Here is a 19680-nt window from a genome sequence, read left to right on the forward strand (position 1 = left end):
GTGCGAAAAAAAGGAGCGCGGCCGGGGCCGCGCTCCTGCTTGCATCCCGGCGATGGCCGGATTCAGCGCCCCATCTTCACCTGGATGGAATCGCTGTTGTCGTGCAGCGCCGGATCGGTCGCCGCCGAGTCCACGTCGACCTCGATCGAGAACATCGGCGGCATCAGCTTGCCCGTGGTGTCCACGGTCACCGTGAACAGCAGGGTTTCGCTGCTGGCCAGGGCGCCGTCGTCGGCGATGCAGGTCGCGCGGAACGACGACGCGGCCGCGGGCGTGCAGGTCCAGCCCGGCGCGACCTCGAGCGTCACGCGCGCGGTGGGCACCGAGGCCGCCACGTCCAGCACCGGTGAAGGCGCCGGCGACGGGCCGTCGTTGGCCACCACCACCGACCAGCTTGTCGGTGCCGTGCGCGGGAAGACGGCCGGACCGGACACCTGCACCGACAGGTCGGCGATGCTTGCGACCGAGATCGCCGCGCTGTCGCTGTCGTTGCCGGCCTCCGGGTCCTCGGTCTGCGAGGTCGCGGCCGCGGTCAGGGTGACCGTGGAGCCGGCCGCTTCCGGCGGCGCCGCGGCCTGGACGCTGAATCCGGCCGGCTGCGAAACGGCAAGCTCGTCCGCGGTGCACGCGGCGGTGGTCTGGCCACCGGTCACGCTGCCCGGTTCACAGGTCCAGCCGCTCGGGGCCGTGACCGTGAGGCCCGGCAGTTCGGCGTCGACCGCGATGCCCAGGCCCGGGAACTGTGCCGCATCCGGACCGGCATTGGTGGCCTCGACCAGCCAGGTCATGGTGCCGGCCACGGCCACCGAGGGCTGCGGGGCGGTCACCACGGCCTGCATGTCGGCGAACTGGATCGCCTGCAGCCGGAGCAGCAGCACCGAGGGGTCGTGGTCGGACAGGCGCGCGGCGCTGTTGGCGTCGTTGCGCGCGGTCTCCGGGAAGTCGGCGTTGATGCGCGCGTGGCTCATCGTCCAGGAGTTGACCAGCGGCGAGGCCAGCACCGCGTCGTTGACCAGGATGTGGTCGAGCGACTGGGCGTTGTTCTCGAACACGAACGAATAGCGCTCTTCCGCCGGCACGCCGAAGGTCGCGTTGTACATGTCCGGCTCGACCAGGTCGGCGCCGTCACCATTCACCGCGGTGGTCGCATCGGCCGAGGGCATGCCGGTCACGGTGCCCATGGCGTCGGCGTAGCCGTCGTTGAACTCGAAGGCGTTGAAGTCGCCGAGCACGATCAGCTTGCGCTCCGGGTCGGCCTGCTGCATGTCCTGCAGCATGCCGGCCAGGAATTCGGCCTGCTTCTGCCGCTTCTGGCGCACGCGGTCGCCGTTGGTGCCGGTGCCGAGCGGGGTTTCGTCGTTGATGCCGCTGAGCGAACGCTGGTGCACGGTGACCACCGTCACCGGCAGCTCGCGGCCGTCGGCGAAGTTCACCACCGCGTCGAGCACCAGCGGCGGCCGGTCGTTGAGCAGGGTCGTGGAGCCGTCGCCGTCGTAGGTCCAGGTGGCGTCCGCGCCCACCTGTTCGACCGAGAGCACCTGCACGCGCCGCAGCGACGCGCCGATTTCTCCGGCCTTGACCAGGAAGCCGACGTCGATGCCGCCGACGTCGTTGCCTTCCTCGAGGTAGGCGACGTAGCCCGGGTCGGGCTGGCCCAGCGCCACCGCGTCGGCATTGACCTTCGCGGCCAGCGCCTGCAGCGCGTTGAGGTTCTCGACCTCGCTGACGCCGATCACGTCGGGCGAATGCATGTAGGCGCGGATGCCCAGCGAGGCCTTGTTGAGGCGGCTGGCGAAGGCGTCCGCGGTCAGCACCGGCTCGCTGATGCCGGGGTCGTTCACGGTGTCGAAGAAGCGCTGCAGGTTGTAGGTCGCGAAGCTGGCGTGGTCGTCGCCCGGCAGCACCGAGGAGCGCGGCTGGTCGAGGCCGCCGCACTCGATCGCGAGCGTGGTTTCCGGATACACCGTGTAGCGGCGGAAGGTGTAGTCCAGCGGGCCGGTCAGGGTGTCGTCGATGATCACGCAGCCGGCGGCCAGGTTGGCCTGCGGCGCGCCGATGGTGTCGCTGTCCACCGCGATGACCTCGGGGTTGAAGTCCCAGCGCGGGATCGCGGTGGCGGTGGTGCCGCTGGGGTCGGGGTCGGGCACCTGGATGCCGGCCTCGCGCAGCGGGCGCGCGACGCCGTCGGCGACCACGGCGAACTGGCCGTTGCCGGTGGAGGTGGCCTGGGTCTCGTTGGTGTTGCCGCGGGTCGGCGCGACCACGCGCGCGTTGGGCACCACCACGCGCATGCCCTCGTAGCGCTCGAGCTGGTCGAGGCCGCCGTCGGGCAGGGCGCTTTCGGCCGAGATCACCACCGGTGCCGGCAGGGCGTGGCCGGTGGACAGCTGGGTGACGGTGGCGAAGCTCAGTTCGGTCATCGGCAGCTGGTGCGGGTCGGCGGCGGGGATGTACTCCAGCACCGTGCCCTGCACGCGCACCCGGTTGCCCACGGCCGCCTCCGGGCCGGGGGCCGCGGAGGTGAACACGAACAGGCCCTCGGAGGTCTCCTCGTTGTCGTCGGCCTCGGCGTCCGACGTCTGCATGAAGAAGCCGTTGTTCTTGCGCGCGGTGACGATGCCGGTGGTGACCACCACCTCGCCCTCCAGCGGCGAGGTCGCGCCCGCGCCCTGGATCGCGGAGATCGGCATGGTCACGAAGTCGTCGTTGAGGATGGTGCCGGTGCCCGCCAGGGTGCCGTCCTGGGCGCCGCTGACGTTCGAGATCTGCAGGCTGAAGGTCTCGTCGGGCTCGACCACGGTGTCGCCGAGCACGCTGACCGGCAGCGACACCGACTGCTCGCCCTCGGCAATGCTCGCGCTGCCGCTGGCGGCGATGTAGTCCTTGCCGGCGGTCGCGGTGCCGTCGACGGTGGCGTAGTCGAAGCTCACGCCGCCCTTGCCCGCGGGCTGGGTCAGGCTGACCTGGAAGGTCAGGCTGTTGGTGCCGGAGTCGCCCTCGGCCACGCTGGCATCGCCGACGTTGATCACCGGATCGACCTTCCCGCCGCCACCGGCGACGACGCTGATGTTGTCGATGCCGATCCACTCGTCGCTGCCCACGGCGTCGGCGGTCATGATGCGCAGCTCGACCAGCGCCTGGTTGTCGACCGCCGCCGGCAGGGTGACCGAGACCTGCGTTTCCTTGGTCAGGCCCGGGCCGTTGCTGGCGTCGGCGACGAAGGCTTCGGGCACGTTGATGAAGTTGCCGATGCCGCCGACGCGGTACTGCAGCGCCACCGGCTGCACCGAGTTGTCGTTGTTGCTGTCGACGTCGCGCAGCAGGTAGGACACCTGGATGCCGCTGGCGCCGCGCGTGTCGAGATGGATCCGGAGGTAGGGCGCGCGCGCGGTGCCGCTGCCCTGCAGGGCCACCACCGGGTTGTCGATGTGGAACTCCGCCACGCCGCCGGTGTTGTTGGTGTTCGGGTTGGCGTGGTTGGCGATGACGTTGACCACGCCGGGCGAATCCGGTCCCAGGATCGTCTGCGGATCGGCCGCGGTGCCGCCGGCCAGGCCATCGCCGCGGAAGCCGATGATGCCGGGCACGCCCGACCAGTCGTTGTTGGTGGTGATCTGGCCGATGTTGGTCCAGTCCTGCGAGAAGGGCAGGGTCTGCGGCGTATCGTTGGCCTGCGCGGCGGCGATGGCCGCGGAAAGGGCGAGCGCGAGCGCCAGGCGGCGCGGATTCGGTTGCATGTGGTGGATCCCCTGGAAGTGGCTGCGCGGCCCCCGCCGCGACCGGCCGATTGTGCAGCAGTCGTGCGGCAACGGGGTGACAGGCCGTGGCCTGCCGGGAGCCGATCCATCCGTGGCCGTACGGACGCCCTGCGTTAACCTTTCACGCATGAGCATTGAAAAGAATGAACGTGCCCTCGAGGCCGGGATCTACACCGAGCTGTCCGGGCGCATGACCTACGGCGGCTACCTCCGCCTGGACCGGCTGCTGTCGGCCCAGGAGCCGGTGTCCAGCCCGCCGCACCACGACGAGATGCTGTTCATCATCCAGCACCAGGTTTCGGAGCTGTGGCTGAAGCTGCTGGTGCACGAGCTGCAGGCCGCCGTCGGCCACCTGCGCGAGGGCCGCCTGGATCCCTGCCAGAAGATCTTCTCCCGCTGCAAGGGCGTGCTGCGCCAGCTCACTGCGATGTGGTCGGTGCTGGAGACGCTGACGCCCTCCGAGTACGCCGAGTTCCGCGACCTGCTGGGGCCGTCCTCGGGCTTCCAGTCGGCGCAGTACCGCACGGTCGAATTCCTGCTCGGCAACAAGAATGCCGGCATGCTCAAAGTCTTCGCCCACGACCCGGAGGCGCAGGCGATGCTGCGCGGCGCGCTCGAGGCGCCCAGCCTGTACGACGAGGCCCTGCGCCACCTGGCCCGGACCGGCCACGCCGTGCCGGAGCGCCACCTGGAGCGCGACTGGACCCGCCCGCACGTCATGGACGAGGACCTGGTGCCGGTGTTCGAACGCATCTACACCGACACCGCCGCCGACTGGGAGGCCTACCACCTCTGCGAGGACCTGGTGGACCTGGAGAGCGAGTTCCAGCTCTGGCGCTTCCGCCACATGCGCACGGTGATGCGGATCATCGGCTTCAAGCGCGGCACCGGGGGCTCCAGCGGCGTCGGCTTTCTCAAGCAGGCGCTGGACCTGACCTTCTTCCCCGAGCTGTTCGAGGTGCGCACCCGGATCGGCGGCAAGGGCGCCGACGCCGCGTACTGAACGCACTGGAGGAATCCGGCGGCAGGATCCCGGCGCGGGCGCCCGCGCCGGTGCCTGCTAGGATCGCCCCCTGGCAATCAGGGGAATCCCGCATGCAGCAACCCGATCCGGACACCGCAACGGCGCCGCGCGGCGCCATGGCCCGCGCCCTCGATGCCATCGAGCGCATAGGCAACCGGCTGCCCGATCCGGCGATGCTGTTCCTGCTGCTGATGCTCCTGGTCTGGGCGCTGTCCTGGGCGCTGTCGGGCATCGACTTCGCCGCCGCCGATCCGCGCAGCGGCGAGCCGATCCGCATCGTCAACCAGCTCTCCGGCGAGTCGCTGACCGCGTTCATGGCCAACATGGTCCGGGTGTTCCTGGGCTTCGCACCGTTGGGCGTGGTGCTCGTGGCGATGCTCGGCCTGGGCGTGGCCGAGCACACCGGCTTCATCAACGCCGCCCTGCGCCGCGCGCTGTCGGTGACGCCCAAGCAGCTGCTTACCCCGGCCCTGGTCGCGGTGGCGGTGCTCAGCCACGTCGCGGTCGATGCCGGCTACGTGCTGGTGATCCCGCTGGGCGGAGTGATCTTCTACGCCGCCGGCCGCCACCCCATCGCCGGCATCGCGGCGGCGTTCTGCGGCGTGTCGGGCGGCTTCTCGGCGACCCTGTTCGTGCCCTCGTCGCTGGACCCGATGCTGGCCACCTTCACCCAGAGCGCGGCGAACATCCTCGATCCCGCGCTGGTGGTCAACCCGCTCAACAACTGGGTGTTCACCACCGCGTCCTCGTTCCTGGTCATCGCCATCGGCTGGTTCGTCACCGACCGCATCGTCGAGCCGCGGCTGCAGCGCATGCAGGTCGACGGCGACACCCGCGAGCTGCCGACGATGGAGCCGCTGTCGGCCGCCGAGAAGCGCGGCCTGGGCTGGGCGCTGGCGGCGATGGCGGTGGCCGGCGTGCTGTTCGCGCTGAGCCTGTGGCCGGAGACCAGCCCCTGGCGCGCGGCCGCCGACCAGGTGCCCGAGGGCAGCCACCCGCTGCTGGTCGCGGCGGCGCCGGTGATGCAGTCGATCGTGGCCCTGATCTTCGTGTTCTTCCTGCTGCCCGGCGTGGTCTACGGCTACGTCGCCGGCACCGTGAAGAGCCATCGCGACGTGATCGCGGCGATGACGAAGTCGATGTCGGGCCTAGGCTACTACATCGTCATCGCCTTCTTCATCGCCCAGTTCCTTGCCGGCTTCAACGGCTCGGGCCTGGGCACGCTCATGGCGGTCGAGGGCGCGGACTTCCTCAAGGCCCTGGGCCTGCCGATGTGGATGACGATCATCGGCCTGATCCTGATGACCGCGGTGGTCAACCTGTTCATCGGCTCGGCCTCGGCCAAGTGGGCGCTGCTGGCGCCGATCATGGTGCCGCTGATGATGCAGCTGGGCGTGTCGCCGGACCTGACCCAGGCCGCCTACCGCGTCGGTGATTCGATGACCACGATCCTGACGCCGCTGATGCCGTACTTCCCGCTGATCGTGGTGTTCTGCCAGCGCTACGTGACGTCGGCCGGCATCGGCACCCTGGTGTCGACCATGATCCCGTACTCGATCGCGCTGTCGGTGCTGTGGACGCTGTTCCTGCTGGCGTTCTGGGCCTTCGGCGTGCCGCTGGGCGTGGGGGCGAGCTACGTCTATCCCGCGGCCTGAGCCCCGGGAGCCGGGGCCACGGGCGACGGCAGTTCCCAAAGCACCCCGTCCGGGCTAAGTTTGCGCCCGGTACGACCGGCGAAAGCGCGGCCGTGGCGCCGCCGAAGCCCGTGGACCCGGGTGGGCGGAAGTCCGATCCATCCACCGGGGAGTCACAGAGCATGAATTCGAACCGCGTCGAGCCCGCAGGGCCGGGCATGGAGCAGCCGGCTGGCGGCGCCGCCATTCCGGAATTCGCCCAGGTCATGGGCCACCCGCGTCCCTTGTGGATGCTGTTCATGACCGAGTTCTGGGAGCGCTTCGCCTTCTACGGCATGCGCTGGGCGCTGGTCCTGTACATCGTGGCCCAGTTCCACAACGGCGACGCCTCGGGCGAGGCGCCGGCCAGCGAGCTCTACGGTGCCTACCTGGCGCTGGTCTACGCGGCGGCGATCTTCGGCGGCTACGTCGCCGACAAGCTGATCGGCTACCAGCGTGCGATCCTGCTCGGTGCCGTGTTCATGGCCGCGGGCCTGTTCCTGATCACGGTTCCCAGCGACGCCTGGCTGAAGCTCGGCCTGGCCACCGTGATCGTCGGCAACGGCCTGTTCAAGCCGATCATCTCGACCATGGTCGGCAAGCTCTACGCGACCGGCGACGAGCGCCGCGACTCGGGCTTCACCATCTTCTACATGGGCATCAACATGGGTGCCTTCATCGCGCCGATCCTGACCGGCATCCTCGCCGACAAGGTCTTCGGAACCGAAGCGATGCCGGCCTACAAGGTGGTGTTCCTCGCCTCGGGCCTGGGCATGGTGCTGAGCCTGGTGTGGTTCTGGTTCGGCCGCAGCCAGCTCAAGGGCATCGGCGCACCCCCGGCCGACGCCCCGGGCCTGGGCCGCGTGCTGGCCGTGGCCGTGGGCGCGGTGGCGGCGGTCCCGGTGTACTACTTCCTGCTGACCATCGAGGCCGGCGTCCTCAACTGGATCCTGCTGGCGCTGTTCATCGTGCCCGCGATCATGCTGCTGGTGGAGGGCATCCGCGAGGGTTCCCGGCAGCGCGACATGGTGATCGCGATGCTGATCATCTTCGGCTTCAACGTGCTGTTCTGGATGTTCTTCGAACAGGCCGGCAGCTCGTTCAACTTCCTCGCGCAGAACATCGTCAACCGCGACCTCGGCGGCTGGATCTTCCCGGTCGGCTGGTTCCAGTCGGTGAACTCGATCGCCATCATCACGCTCGCGCCGGTCATGGCCTGGCTGTGGGTGAAGATGGGCAAGGCGAATCCGTCGATCCCGCGTAAATTCGGCCTCGGCCTGATCTTCAACGGCCTGGCGTTCCTGCTGCTGATGCTGGCGCTGTCGGGCATGGTCGATCCGCAGACCCTGAAGATCCCGTTCTGGACGCTGTTCATGGTCTACGTCATCCAGTCGGTGGGCGAGCTGTGCCTGTCGCCGATCGGGCTGTCGATGACCACCAAGCTGGCGCCGGCCAAGCTGACCGGCCTGGCGATGGGCGGCTGGTTCCTGTCGATCGCGATCGGCAACAACCTGTCGGGCATCTTCGCCTCCAGCGTCAGCGGCGAGGGCGGCATGACGGTCGAATCGGCGCACGCCGGCTACACCTTCGGCTTCTGGGCGCTGCTGGGCGCCGGCGTGCTGCTGTTCCTGATCGCGCCGCTGATCCAGCGGCTGATGCACGGGGTGAAGTAGGGCCTGCGGGCGTTCCGGCGCCCGGGAGAAGGCCATGGACGGCGGCCTTCGGACCGCCGTTCGCGCGTCCGGATGCCCCGTTCAGCTTCCATTGCGCACCTGCATCGCGCTAACTTGGCGGATTCGGCCCGCAGAAGCCCGGGCGCAATCACGGAGTAGCGAGTGACCCCGAATCCATACGCAGCCGAGGAGCAGAAGACCATCCTGGGCCATCCGCGCGGCCTGTTCATGCTGTTCTTCGCCGAGATGTGGGAGCGCTTCTCCTACTACGGCATGCGCGCGCTGCTGATCTTCTACCTCGTCCAGCACTGGATGTTCTCGGACTCCGAGGCCTCGGTGATCTACGGCGCCTACACCGCGCTGGTGTACATCGCGCCGGTGGTGGGCGGCTATCTCGCCGACCGCTACCTCGGGCAGCGCAAGGCGGTGCTGTTCGGCGCGGTGCTGCTGACCTTCGGCCACTTCCTGATGGCCTTCGAGGGCGACGGCGGCCAGGGCGCGGCCGAGCTCAACATCTTCTGGCTGGCGCTGGCCTTCATCATCGTCGGCTCCGGCTTCCTGAAGGCCAACATCTCGGTGATGGTCGGCCAGCTGTATCCGCGCACCGACATCCGCCGCGACCCGGCGTACACGATCTTCTACATGGGCATCAACCTGGGCGCGATGCTCGGTTCGCTGATCGCCGGCTACCTCGGCCAGACCTACGGCTGGGCCTGGGGCTTCGGCGCGGCGGGCGTGGGCATGCTGCTGGGCCTGGTGGTGTTCGTGGTCGGCAAGCCGCTGCTGATGGGCCGCGGCGAGTCGCGCGATCCGCAGCGCCTGGCGGCGCCGGTGATGGGCATCAAGTTCGAATGGCTGCTCTACGTGCTCGGCTTCGCGGCCGTGGGCCTGGTGTGGTTCATGATCCAGCACCAGAAGCTGGTCGGCTTCCTGCTCGGTGGCGCCGGCGCGATCCTGGTCGGCTACGTGCTGTTCACCGCCGTGTTCAAGCTCCAGCGCGAGGAGCGCAACCGGATCATTGCCGCGATGTACCTGATCATCGGCTCGATCCTGTTCTGGGCGCTGTTCGAGCAGGCCGGCGCTTCGCTGAACCTGTTCACCGACCGCTCGGTGGATCGCCACATCTTCGGCTGGGAAGTCCCGGCCTCGATGTTCCAGTCGCTGAACTCGATGTACATCATCGCCTTGGCGCCGCTGTTCGCGATGATGTGGCTGGGGCTCGCCAAGCGCGGCTTCGAGCCGTCCACGCCGGCCAAGTTCGCGATCGGCGTGGTGCTGGTGGGCGCGGGCTTCCTGGCGCTGGTCGCCGGCGCCAACGCATCCACGGCCGGCGCGACGCCGGTGGTCTACATCTTCCTGATCTACCTGATCCACACCATGGGCGAGCTGTGCCTGTCGCCGGTCGGCCTGTCGGCGATGAACCGCCTGACCCCGGCGCACATGGCCAGCCTGATCATGGGTGCCTGGTTCTTCGCCTCGGCCACCGGCAACTTCGCCGCGGGCCTGATCTCGGCCGCGACCGGCGGCGAAGGTGCCGGGCCGGAGAAGGTGCTGGAGGTCTATTCCAACGTCGGCTGGCTGGCGGTGGGCGTGGGCGTGGTGATGCTGGTGATCGCGCCGCTGATCCGCAAGCTGATGCACCTCGACACCCTGCGCGACGACGACCTGGCAGGGCAGTCGGAGCTGGCCGAGTCCGCGGCGGCCGGGATCGACATCACCGAAGAGCGCCGCTGAGGCGCAGGCGCCGCGCGGGTCAGCGCGGCTCGACCCCGAGGCCCGCCGCGAGCGGGCCGAGGTGGTCGCGGTAGGGCAGCCAGTCCGGCGGACGCGGCGCCCTCAGTCCGGAGCGCACCTGGGCGGCGCTGGCGGTGGCCACCGTGCCGCCGCGGCGTTCGGGCCGGAGCACGGCGGGATCGAAGTCCAGGCCCAGGTGGCCGAGGACGCGCCGCAGCTCCGCTTCCGGCGCGCGCAGCAGGTTGTCGTGGACCACGTCGACCAGCCGGGGCCCGAGCACGCCGTGCCAGTGCGCCATCAGGGCCGCATGCGCCTGGTGCCACGCGGCCAGTTCGGCCTGGTCGTAGGACCAGGGCGCGAAGCCGCCGTAGAGCATGCGCAGGTTGGAGAAGCAGACGTCCATCGGTGCGCGCACGGTGTGGATGAAGCGCGCCTGCGGCAGCGCGCGGGCGATGCAGCCCAGCAGCAGGGCGTTGGTCGGCAGCTTCTCGGTCCACAGCGCGCGGCCCTGCGCGCGCCAGGCGTTGGCTTCGATGAAGGCGCGTCCCAGTGCCGGCCAGTCGACCGTGTCCAGTCGCTCCAGCATGGCCTCGTCCACCAGCCCGCGGCTGCGGTGGTCCGTCGCCAGGCGCAGCGCCGCCGCGAAGCCCATGCTCTCGCCGCCCGCGGCGATCGCGGAGTGGCCGCCGAGCATGCGTTCGAGCACGGTGGAGCCGGAGCGGAACAGGCCGACGATGAACACCGGGGCCGGTGTGTCCGCGGCCGGTTCGAAGCCGGGTCCGGCGACGAAGCCGGCGTCGCAGCGCGCGCGGATGGCTTCGACCAGGCGCAGGTCGTCGGCGATGTCGTAGCGCAGGCTGGCGCGCTTGGCGCGCATGCCGCGTTCGAGTTCGGGCCAGGCGGCCTCGTGCTCGCCGAGGTCGTGCAGTTCATCGAACAGGGCGTGGCTGAAGTGGACGTCGTGCTCGCTGCCCTGCGCCACGCGCGCGCGTTCGGCGCGCAGGCGTTCGATGCGCGCGCGCGCGCTTGCCGGATCCTCCGCGCGCAGCTGCGACAGGCGGCGGTGGGCGTGGGCGAAATGCGGCGTGGTGGCGATCGCTTGCTCGAGGTCGTCGCGGGCGCCGTCCATGTCGCCGGTGAACAGGCGCGCGCTGCCGCGCACGTAGCGCGCCGGGGCGTGCGTGGGTTCGCGCGCGACGGCGCGATCCAGCCAGGCGAGGGCGTCGTCGTGCAGGTCTTCGTCGCCGAGCAGGTCGGCCAGCGCCACCAGGTCGTCGATCGCGGCGGCATCGGCGTCGGCGGCCAGGGTCGCGGAGAGTTGCGCCAGTGCGCGGGTCTCGTGCAGGTCGCGCAACAGGCGCGCCAGCGCCAGCGCGTGCGGCCAGCTGCGCGGCCCGCAGGCATGGGCACGCATCGCGGCGGCGTGCATCGCGCGGTACTCGCCGTTGCGGCCGCGGGCCTTGGCCAGGCCGATCCAGGCCGCCGCGTCGCCTGGCGCGGCCTCGACCAGGCGCTCGCAGGCTTCGGCGGCCCCGGCCCAGTCGCGGGCCGCGGCAAGCGCATTGGCCTGCCGCCAGGCATCGGCGCTGGTGGTGGTGATGGGACGGTCCGCGGGACCGGTGTCTGGCGGCATCGTGCAGTCTGCTGGCGCGGCCGTGGCCGCGGATATCCGGACGACTGTAGCGCGTGATCCGCTGGAATGACCCGCTAGAGGCCGTAGCGTTCGCCAAGCTTGTCGAGCATGCGCGAGAACTGCGCGCGCTCGTCCTCGTCCAGCGGCGAGAGCAGTTCGCGTTCGTAGGCTAGGGCCAGCGGCGCCACCTCGGCATGGACCGCCCGCCCGGCTTCGCTGAGTTCGAGCACCGAGCGGCGGCGATCCTCGCCGTGGGTCTCCCGGTGCAGCAGGCCGCGTTCGAGCAGGCTCGCCACCGCGCGGCTGACCGCGACCTTGTCCATCGCGCTGCGCTCGGCCACGCCCACCGCCGACAGGCCCGGGAAGCGCCCGAGCACGGCGATGATCCGCCACTCGGTGACCGCCAGGCCGAAACGCTCGCCGTAGGCCTGGGCGATGTCCTGGCTGACCACGTTCGACAGCACGCTGAGCTGGTAGGGCAGGAAGCGTTCGAGGTCGAGGAGCGCGCCGGTATCCGCGTCCGTCGCGCGGCCGCTGGGGGTGTCTGGGGATCGGCTCATTGCTGCGTCGCGCCTTGCAACTGGTTTCATATGAAACTATAACAGCGCCTCCCTCCCGTCCACTCCCAGGAGCCGCCATGAGCGCCCAGACCCAGGCCCAGCCCAACCTCGGCATGCAGGTCACCACCTTCGAGAACCCGATGGGCATCAACGGCTTCGAGTTCGTCGAATTCGCCGCGCCCGAGGGCCAGGGCGCGCGCATGCGCGACTATCTCGAGAAGCTCGGCTTCACCGCCGTCGCGAAGCACCGCGCGCGTGCGATCACCCTGTTCCGCCAGGGCACGATCAACTTCCTGCTCAACGAGGAGCCGGACTCCTTCGCCTCCGACTTCGCGGCCAAGCACGGCCCCTCGGCCTGCGGCTTCGCGATCCGCTTCAAGACCCCGACCGGCGAAGTGCTCGACCACGTGCTCGCCAACGGCGGCGAAAAGGCCGATTTCAAGCCCGAGACCGGCGCCGTCGACTTCCCGGCGATCAAGGGCATCGGCGACTGCATGCTCTACCTGATCGACGATGCCAGCAGCGATGTCTATGCCGACTACGAGCCGCTGCCGGGCGTCGACCAGCACCCGCGCGGATTCGGCCTGACCTTCATCGACCACCTCACGCACAACCTGTTCCTGGGCAACATGCAGAAGTGGTCGGACTACTACGAGACGCTGTTCAACTTCCGCGAGATCCGCTACTTCGACATCAAGGGCGCGAAGACCGGCCTGCTGTCGAAGGCGATGACCGCGCCCGACGGCGTGGTGCGCATCCCGCTCAACGAGTCCAGCGACGAGAAGAGCCAGATCAACGAGTACCTGCGCGACTACAAGGGCGAGGGCATCCAGCACATCGCGCTGTTCACCGACGACATCTACGAGTCGGTGGAGAAGATGCGCGAAGCCGGCATCGCCTTCCTTGACACCCCCGACACCTACTTCGACGTGATCGACCAGCGCGTGCCCGACCACGGCGAGGACGTCGACCGCCTGCGCAGGAACGCGATCCTGATCGACGCAGACCCCGAGACCAAGCAGCGCAAGCTGCTGCAGATCTTCGGCCAGAACGCCTTCGGCCCGATCTTCTTCGAGATCATCCAGCGCAAGGGCAACGAGGGTTTCGGCGAGGGCAACTTCCAGGCCCTGTTCGAGAGCATCGAGCGCGACCAGATGAAGCGGGGCGTGCTTTAAAAGCACGCTTCGCTTTACCACGGATGACGCGGATGGGCGCGGATCTGCACGGATAGAGCGGGAAGGGTTGAAAAAGCGGAAGGGCTTTTTTTGCCACGGATTTGCGCGGATTACGCGGATCTGGCCGGGGCCGGCACCACCACCACGCTCCGCACTTGCTCTTTACAAGTTGGCTTCCGGCAGCAACCTTGCCTCGGCCAGATCCGCGTAATCCGCGCAAATCCGTGGCTGAAAAGAGCTTTTGCTCTATCCGTGCAAATCCGCGCCCATCCGCGTCATCCGTGGCAAAAATGCTGTTCAAGCCGTTCCGGGAGAGAGCCGTGACCGAGTACATGTCGGGTTTTGGGAATGAGTTCGCGACCGAGGCGGTGGCCGGGGCGCTGCCGGTGGGGCGGAACTCGCCGCAGCGGGTGGCGCACGGGCTGTACGCCGAGCAGTTGTCGGGGACGGCGTTCACCGCGCCGCGGCACGAGAACCGGCGCAGCTGGCTGTACCGGATCCGGCCGGCGGCGATGCACGGCAGCTTCGAGCCCTTCGTGCAGCCACGCTTGCACGAGGACTTCGGCCAGGGCCCGGTGACGCCGGACCAGCTGCGCTGGGATCCGCTGCCGATGCCCGCCGATGGGGCGAAGGTCGACTTCGTCGATGGCCTGTTCACCATGGCCGGCAACGGCGGCTCCGCGGCCGGCACCGGCGTGGGCATCCACATGTATGCGGCCAATGCGTCGATGCAGGGGCGCTTCTTCTACAGCGCCGACGGCGAGCTGCTGTTCGTGCCGCAGCAGGGCCGCCTGCGCATCGCCACCGAGCTGGGCGTCATCGACGTGGAGCCGCAGGAGATCGCGGTGGTGCCGCGCGGTATCCGTTTCCGCGTCGAACTGCCCGACGGCGCCGCGCGCGGCTACGTCTGCGAGAACTACGGCGCCATGCTGCGCCTGCCCGACCTCGGCCCGATCGGCTCCAACGGGCTGGCCAACCCGCGCGACTTCCTCTCCCCGGTCGCGGCCTACGAGGAGGACGAGGGCGACTTCGAGCTGGTCGCGAAGTTCCAGGGCCACCTGTGGCGCGCGGCCATCGGCCACTCGCCGCTGGACGTGGTCGCCTGGCACGGCAACTGCGCGCCGTACAAGTACGACCTGCGCCGCTTCAACACCATCGGTTCGATCAGCTTCGACCACCCGGATCCGTCGATCTTCCTGGTGCTGACCTCGCCCAGCGACACCCCGGGCGTGGGCAACATGGACCTGGCGATCTTCCCGCCGCGCTGGCTGGTGGCGCAGGACACCTTCCGGCCGCCGTGGTTCCACCGCAACATCGCCAGCGAGTTCATGGGCCTGATCCACGGCGCCTACGACGCCAAGGCCGAGGGCTTCGCGCCCGGCGGCTGCTCGCTGCACAACTGCATGACCGGCCACGGCCCCGACGCGGCGACCTTCGAGAAGGCCTCCAGCGCCGATCTGTCGAAGCCCGACGTGATCGCCGACACCATGGCCTTCATGTTCGAGACCCGCGCGGTGATCCGGCCCACGCGGCAGGCGCACGACGCCGCCCACCGCCAGCGCGGCTACCAGGCCTGCTGGGCGGGGCTGCGCAAGCACTTCAAGGCCGGCTGACAGGCGCGCGACCGCCCGCCGCCCCCCCCCGCCTGCACGCCGCCTGCGCACGGTTTTGTCGTAGCCTTGGGCTCCCATCACCCGGAGCAACCGCATGCGCCCTGTCCCCGCCGTCGCCCTGCTGGCCCTGTCCCTTGCCCTGGCGGCCTGCAACGCCGAACGCACCGCCGAGGCGGGGGTCGACGCGGCCGCCGACGCGATCGAGGCCATCGAGCCCGGCACCGAGCCGCCCGGTGCGGCCCCTGCGATCCCGGCCTCGGGCGATTCGCGCATGGACGGCTACGGCACGCTGGACTTCGGCATGACGGCCGAGGAGGCGCGTGCCGACTGGAACGGCAACCCCCTCGAAGCGGCCGGCGCGGTCGCCGATCCCATGGCCTGCCACCTGCTGGTCCCGACCGGACAGGACCACGACGGCGGGCCGGCCTTCATGTTCGAGGACGACCTGCTGGTCCGTTACAGCGTCGAGTCCGATGCGATCACCGCCCCGGGCGGCGGCCGCGTCGGCATGGACGAAGCGGCGCTGGAGGGCCTGTACGGCAAGCGCCTGCAGGTCGCGCCGCACAAGTACGTCGAGGGTGCCAAGGTGCTGATGAGCCCCGAAGACGCCGGTACCGTGCCCTCGCGCCTGTTCTTCGAGCTTGGTGCCGACGGCCGCGTGAGCAGCTGGCGCGTGGGCCTGCCGCCGCAGATCGGCTACGTCGAAGGCTGCGGCTGATACGGACCACGGACGCGGCCGCGATGGCCGGGCCCGGGCGCTGAACGGAGGGGACGGACATGTTCGAGGCGATCGGATTCACCTTGCTGGGCCTGCTGTTCCTGGCGCTCGGCGGCGATTCGCTGGTCAAGGGTGCCGCAGGCCTGGGCAATCACCTGCGCATCCCGCGCTTCGCCCTGGGCCTGGGCCTGGTGGCGGTGGCGACTTCGCTGCCAGAGCTCGCGGTCAACGCGCGCGCGGTGGCCGCGGGCGACCGCGCGCTGGCGCTGGGCAACGCCGTGGGCAGCAACATCGCCAACATCGGCCTGACCCTGGGTGTTGCGGCGCTCGCGGCGCCGCTGGTGCTGGGCTGGCGGGTGCTGAAGCCGTTGCTGGCGGTGCTGCTGCTGGCGACGGTGGGCGTGGTGGTGCTCTCGCTCGACGGCGGCCTGTCGCGCATCGAGGGCGTGGCCCTGCTGCTGGTGTTCGTGGCCGTGGTGGCCTTCACCGCGCTGCGCGCCAGCGACGAGTCGCCGCAGGTGCGCGAAGAGATCGACGCCTTCACCGCCACCCGCGGTGGCCTGGCCCAGAACCTGGTGCGCGTGGCGCTGGCCGTGGTGCTGCTGTGGTTCGGCGCCGGCTGGGTGGTGGCGCACATCCCCGCCATCGGCCATGCCCTGGGCATGGACTCCCTGGTTGCCGGCCTGGTGCTGGTGGCGATCGGCACCGCGCTGCCCGAGGCCGCCGCCGCGATCGCCGCCGCGCGCCGCGGTCAGGGCGACATCGTCGCCGGCCACGTCGTCGGCTCCAGCCTGTTCAACCTGCTGGTGGTGCTGGGCGGCATGGCCGCGATCGGGGGCCACGTGCCGGTGCCGGCCTCCTTCGTGCGCCTGGAGCTGCCGGTGGCCTTCCTGTTCGCCCTGCTGCTGGTGCCGGTGCTGCGCGGCAACACCACCGTCAGCCGCGGCGAGGGCGGGCTGCTGCTGGTGGCCTTCGCGGCCTGGGTGGTGCTGGAGTTCGCGCTGCTCGGCTGAGCCGCCGCCTCAATAGCCGTCGTCGTCGCTGCCGTCCGGACGCGGCGGCACGTGGGTGTCCTCGTCGGACTTGCCCGGCAGCTGCGGCCATTCGTCCATGCGCAGCGACAGCGCGGCCTTGGACATCAGGTGCGCGCTGATCGGCGCGGTGATGAACAGGAACGCGGTGATCAGCAGCTCGCGCGGCTGCGGGTCGCTGTCGATGAACAGGTGGTAGCCCACCGAGGCCGCGAGCACGCAGCCCACGCCCAGGGTGCTGGCCTTGGTCGGTGCGTGCAGGCGGCGGAAGAACTCCGACAGCTTCACCAGGCCCACCCCCCCCATCAGGATGAAGAAGCTGCCGGTCAGCAGCAGGACCACCAGCAGCAGTTCCCAGAAGATGCTCATTCGACGATGTCCCTCCTGATCACGTACTTGCTCAGTACCACCGTGCTGACGAAGCCGAGCATGGCGATCACCAGCGCGGCCTCGAAGTAGACGGCGCTCTTGATGTACATGCCCAGCAGCATCAGCTCGGCGATGGCGGTGACGTTGAGCGTGTCCAGGGCGAGGATGCGGTCGGGCACCGTGGGGCCGCGCAGCAGCCGCCACAGGGCCATCAGCATGGCCGCGCCGACCACGTACATCGACACGCCGATCGCGATGTCGACCAGGCCATGGCCGAACAGCTGGATGCCGTCGAGTTCGGGGGTGTTCACGGGAAGATCTCCATCAGCGGGCACTCGTATCGGCGCTTGATGTCGGCCACCAGCGCGGCCTCGTCGTCGAGGTCGAGCACGTGGACCAGCAGGTAGCGGCGATCGTCCGACAGCGCCGCGGTGACGGTGCCCGGGGTGAGGGTGATGATGCAGGCAAGCGCGGAGATGCCGTGGATGTTCTCCAGGTCCAGCGGGTACCAGATGAAGCCGGAATGGATCTTCGCCTCGCGCCCGAGCACCTGGCGCGCGACGCGCACGTTGCTCATCACGATGTCGACCATCAGCACCAGCAGCAGCTTCGGCAGCGGGCGCAGGCTGCCGATGCGCGCGAATTCGCGGTCGATGCGCGCAGCGTACAGCGGGATCACCAGGCCCAGCACCAGGGCCAGGCTGAACTGGGCGAGGTTGATTTCGGACACCAGCAGCAGCCAGAACACGATCACGGTCAGGGTCAGCGGCAGCGACGGCAGGAAGTCGCGGCGGTTCATGGCAGTCGCTCCTGCTGCAGGGCGGCGCGCACCTGCTGGATGTAGGTCGCCGGCGCCAGCAGCTGCTCGGCGGTGGCGCGGGTGTAGGCGGTCACGGGGCCCGGCACCACCGCCATCGCCACGCCGTAGGACAACAGCAGCATGGTCGCGATGGTCTCCGGCAGCCGCAGGCGGCCGCGGGCGTTGCGCGGCCCGTCGCCGGCCGGGGAGGCCTGCACCGGCGCCGGCTTCCAGAAGATCCGGGTGCCGGCGCGGGTCAGGCCCACGATCACCAGCATGCTGCTGCCCAGCAGGGCCGGCCAGGCCCACTGCAGGTCGGCCTCGGGCACCGCCTGCAGCAGCAGGGTCTTGCCGATGAAGCCCGACAGTGGCGGCAGGCCCGCGACCGAGATCGCGCCGACCATGAACATGGCGCCGGCCATCACCCGCACGCCCGGCGCCGGCACGAAGGCGCGCAGGGCGTCGCCGGCGTCGCCCCGCCCGCGGCGCACCAGGTCGGCGATCAGGAACAGCGCCGCCGCCACGAAGCTGCTGTGCACCAGGTAGTACAGGCCGGCGGCGATCGTGCCGGCCGAACGCAGGCCGAAGGCGATGAACAGCGTCGTCGCCGACACCAGCACCACATAGGCCACCAGCACCCGCAGGCGCGAGGCCGCGAGCACGCCGAGCGTGGCCAGCGCCAGCCCGCCGACCGCGGCCGGGAGCATCCAGTCCCAGCCGTAGCCGGTCATGGCCCCGGCATCCTCGCCGAGCAGCAGCGAGCTGATCCGCAGCACCGCGTAGATGCCGACCTTGGTCATGATCGCGAACAGCGCCGCCACTGCCGCCGGCGCGCGGGTGTAGGCTTCCGGCAGCCACAGGTACAGCGGCAGCAGCGCGGCCTTGGCGCAGAACACCACCAGCAGCAGGCCGATCGTGGCCTTGGCCAGCGGCAGGCTGGCGTCCGGGACCGCCGCCACGCGCTCGGCCAGTTCGGCCATGTTGAGCGTGCCGAATACGCCGTAGATCATGCCCAGCGCGATCAGGAACAGGGTCGAGGCGGCGATGTTGAAGGCCACGTAGTGCAGGCCCGCGCTCATGCGCACGCCGCGTCCGCCCGACAGCAGCAGGCCGTAGGAGGCGATCAGCATCACCTCGAAGAACACGAACAGGTTGAAGATGTCGCCGGTCAGGAAGGCGCCGTTGAGGCCCATCAGCTGCAGCTGGAACAGGGCGTGGAAGTGCGGCGCGCGCCGGTCCCAGCCCGAGCAGGCGTGCAGCAGGCAGGCCACCCCCAGCAGCGAGGTCGCCAGCACCATCAGCGCCGACAGCCGGTCGACCATCAGCGCGATGCCGATGCGCGCCGGCCAGTCGCCGAGCAGGTAGACCAGCACGTTGCCGTCGTGGGCGCGCATGACCAGCAGGACCGACGCCAGCAGGGTGGCGAGCATGAAGGTCCAGGCCACCGAGCGCTGGACCACGGTGCCGATGCGGCGGTGCTCGACCAGCAGCGATAGCGCGCCGCCAAGCAGGGGCAGCAGGATCGGCAGGATCGGGAGCTGGGTCATCGGCCGCTCTCCCGCTCGTCGCGGACGTCGCCGGCGTCGACGTGGTCGCTGTCGTTGTCGGCGCGGCTGCGCATGGCCAGCACGATGCTCACCGCGGTCATCGCGAACGAGATCACGATCGCGGTCAGCACCAGCGCCTGCGGAACCGGGTCGGTGTGGTTGGCGAGGGTCGCTTCCACGCCCTCGCGCAGCACCGGCGGCTTGCCCACGGTCAGGCGGCCGCTGGAGAAGATCAGCAGGTTGGTGGCGTAGGACAGCAGGGTGAGGCCGAGGATCACGTCGAAGCTGCGCGCGCGCAGCACCAGGTAGACGCCGGCGAACACCAGCACGCCGATGCCACTGGCGATCGCCGCTTCCAGCGAAACCATGTCAA

The 19680-nt window shown here is 69.9% G+C and carries 16 protein-coding genes; 8 read left to right on the top strand and 8 right to left on the bottom strand.

What is annotated here, in order from left to right; translation table 11 throughout:
- Nucleotides 1–62: 62 nt before the first annotated feature.
- Nucleotides 63–3737 (bottom strand): Calx-beta domain-containing protein, encoded by a 3675-nt coding sequence (locus E2170_RS09495; RefSeq protein ID WP_165942212.1) that lies wholly within the window; start codon nt 3735–3737, stop codon nt 63–65.
- A 148-nt stretch (nt 3738–3885) separates the two neighbouring features.
- On the opposite strand from E2170_RS09495, the gene E2170_RS09500 reads away from it, so the two are divergent.
- The 4 genes from E2170_RS09500 to E2170_RS09515 all read left to right on the top strand — a co-directional run bounded on the left by E2170_RS09500 (nt 3886) and on the right by E2170_RS09515 (nt 9862).
- Complete coding sequence (locus E2170_RS09500; RefSeq protein ID WP_133000429.1) at nt 3886–4761, top strand: tryptophan 2,3-dioxygenase; 876 nt, start codon at nt 3886–3888, stop codon at nt 4759–4761.
- Nucleotides 4762–4853: 92 nt separating this feature from the next.
- Nucleotides 4854–6437, top strand: a complete 1584-nt coding sequence (locus E2170_RS09505; RefSeq protein ID WP_133000430.1) for an AbgT family transporter — start codon at nt 4854–4856, stop codon at nt 6435–6437.
- Nucleotides 6438–6634: 197 nt separating this feature from the next.
- Nucleotides 6635–8128 carry a peptide MFS transporter gene (locus tag E2170_RS09510; RefSeq protein ID WP_165942248.1) on the top strand — a complete coding sequence of 498 codons (1494 nt, stop codon included), beginning with the start codon at nt 6635–6637 and terminating at the stop codon, nt 8126–8128.
- Between the two features lie 162 nt (nt 8129–8290).
- Nucleotides 8291–9862, top strand: a complete 1572-nt coding sequence (locus E2170_RS09515; protein WP_243708134.1) for a peptide MFS transporter — start codon at nt 8291–8293, stop codon at nt 9860–9862.
- Between the two features lie 19 nt (nt 9863–9881).
- Here E2170_RS09515 and E2170_RS09520 read toward each other — a convergent pair whose 3' ends face one another.
- A complete protein-coding gene (locus E2170_RS09520; RefSeq protein ID WP_133000432.1) occupies nt 9882–11495 on the bottom strand; it encodes a tetratricopeptide repeat-containing sulfotransferase family protein in 1614 nt (537 codons plus the stop codon).
- 74 nt (nt 11496–11569) lie between these two features.
- Nucleotides 11570–12055, bottom strand: coding sequence for a MarR family winged helix-turn-helix transcriptional regulator (locus E2170_RS09525; protein ID WP_133000433.1), 486 nt, complete (start codon nt 12053–12055; stop codon nt 11570–11572).
- Between the two features lie 77 nt (nt 12056–12132).
- Here E2170_RS09525 and hppD point away from each other — a divergent pair, with 77 nt between their 5' ends.
- From hppD to E2170_RS09545, 4 genes are all read left to right on the top strand, one after another.
- Nucleotides 12133–13230 (top strand): 4-hydroxyphenylpyruvate dioxygenase, encoded by a 1098-nt coding sequence (hppD, locus tag E2170_RS09530; protein ID WP_165942213.1) that lies wholly within the window; start codon nt 12133–12135, stop codon nt 13228–13230.
- A gap of 290 nt (nt 13231–13520) precedes the next feature.
- Entirely contained in the window at nt 13521–14843 is a 1323-nt protein-coding gene (gene hmgA, locus E2170_RS09535; RefSeq protein WP_133000434.1) for a homogentisate 1,2-dioxygenase, read from the top strand.
- A 94-nt stretch (nt 14844–14937) separates the two neighbouring features.
- Nucleotides 14938–15561 carry a lectin gene (locus tag E2170_RS09540; protein ID WP_243708135.1) on the top strand — a complete coding sequence of 208 codons (624 nt, stop codon included), beginning with the start codon at nt 14938–14940 and terminating at the stop codon, nt 15559–15561.
- Nucleotides 15562–15620: 59 nt separating this feature from the next.
- Nucleotides 15621–16574 (top strand): sodium:calcium antiporter, encoded by a 954-nt coding sequence (locus E2170_RS09545; RefSeq protein WP_133000435.1) that lies wholly within the window; start codon nt 15621–15623, stop codon nt 16572–16574.
- Between the two features lie 9 nt (nt 16575–16583).
- On the opposite strand, the gene E2170_RS09550 is transcribed toward E2170_RS09545, so the two are convergent.
- The 5 genes from E2170_RS09550 to E2170_RS09570 form a co-directional block, all read right to left on the bottom strand.
- On the bottom strand, nt 16584–16961 hold the full coding sequence (locus tag E2170_RS09550) for a Na+/H+ antiporter subunit G (RefSeq protein WP_133000436.1): 378 nt from the start codon (nt 16959–16961) through the stop codon (nt 16584–16586).
- Entirely contained in the window at nt 16958–17200 is a 243-nt protein-coding gene (locus E2170_RS09555) for a K+/H+ antiporter subunit F (protein WP_133001157.1), read from the bottom strand. The genes E2170_RS09550 and E2170_RS09555 overlap by 4 nt, the downstream gene beginning before the upstream one ends.
- A 68-nt stretch (nt 17201–17268) precedes the next feature.
- Nucleotides 17269–17760 (bottom strand): Na+/H+ antiporter subunit E, encoded by a 492-nt coding sequence (locus E2170_RS09560; protein ID WP_133000437.1) that lies wholly within the window; start codon nt 17758–17760, stop codon nt 17269–17271.
- Nucleotides 17757–19307: a monovalent cation/H+ antiporter subunit D gene (locus E2170_RS09565; RefSeq protein ID WP_133000438.1), complete on the bottom strand. Its 1551-nt coding sequence runs from the start codon at nt 19305–19307 to the stop codon at nt 17757–17759. The genes E2170_RS09560 and E2170_RS09565 overlap by 4 nt, the downstream gene beginning before the upstream one ends.
- Entirely contained in the window at nt 19304–19666 is a 363-nt protein-coding gene (locus E2170_RS09570; RefSeq protein ID WP_133001158.1) for a Na+/H+ antiporter subunit C, read from the bottom strand. The genes E2170_RS09565 and E2170_RS09570 overlap by 4 nt, the downstream gene beginning before the upstream one ends.
- Between the last annotated feature and the right edge of the window lie 14 nt (nt 19667–19680).

The organism is Luteimonas arsenica (genome assembly GCF_004352825.1).
Classification (GTDB): Bacteria; Pseudomonadota; Gammaproteobacteria; order Xanthomonadales; family Xanthomonadaceae; genus Luteimonas; species Luteimonas arsenica.

Coding starts and splice junctions, on each gene's coding strand:
- E2170_RS09495 (WP_165942212.1), bottom strand. CDS start 3,737: ATGCAACCGAATCCGCGCCGCCTGGCGCTCGCGCTCGCCCTTTCCGCG.
- E2170_RS09500 (WP_133000429.1), top strand. CDS start 3,886: ATGAGCATTGAAAAGAATGAACGTGCCCTCGAGGCCGGGATCTACACC.
- E2170_RS09505 (WP_133000430.1), top strand. CDS start 4,854: ATGCAGCAACCCGATCCGGACACCGCAACGGCGCCGCGCGGCGCCATG.
- E2170_RS09510 (WP_165942248.1), top strand. CDS start 6,635: ATGGAGCAGCCGGCTGGCGGCGCCGCCATTCCGGAATTCGCCCAGGTC.
- E2170_RS09520 (WP_133000432.1), bottom strand. CDS start 11,495: ATGCCGCCAGACACCGGTCCCGCGGACCGTCCCATCACCACCACCAGC.
- E2170_RS09525 (WP_133000433.1), bottom strand. CDS start 12,055: ATGAGCCGATCCCCAGACACCCCCAGCGGCCGCGCGACGGACGCGGAT.
- hppD (WP_165942213.1), top strand. CDS start 12,133: ATGAGCGCCCAGACCCAGGCCCAGCCCAACCTCGGCATGCAGGTCACC.
- hmgA (WP_133000434.1), top strand. CDS start 13,521: ATGCTGTTCAAGCCGTTCCGGGAGAGAGCCGTGACCGAGTACATGTCG.
- E2170_RS09540 (WP_243708135.1), top strand. CDS start 14,938: ATGCGCCCTGTCCCCGCCGTCGCCCTGCTGGCCCTGTCCCTTGCCCTG.
- E2170_RS09545 (WP_133000435.1), top strand. CDS start 15,621: ATGTTCGAGGCGATCGGATTCACCTTGCTGGGCCTGCTGTTCCTGGCG.
- E2170_RS09550 (WP_133000436.1), bottom strand. CDS start 16,961: ATGAGCATCTTCTGGGAACTGCTGCTGGTGGTCCTGCTGCTGACCGGC.
- E2170_RS09555 (WP_133001157.1), bottom strand. CDS start 17,200: ATGTACGTGGTCGGCGCGGCCATGCTGATGGCCCTGTGGCGGCTGCTG.
- E2170_RS09560 (WP_133000437.1), bottom strand. CDS start 17,760: ATGAACCGCCGCGACTTCCTGCCGTCGCTGCCGCTGACCCTGACCGTG.
- E2170_RS09565 (WP_133000438.1), bottom strand. CDS start 19,307: ATGACCCAGCTCCCGATCCTGCCGATCCTGCTGCCCCTGCTTGGCGGC.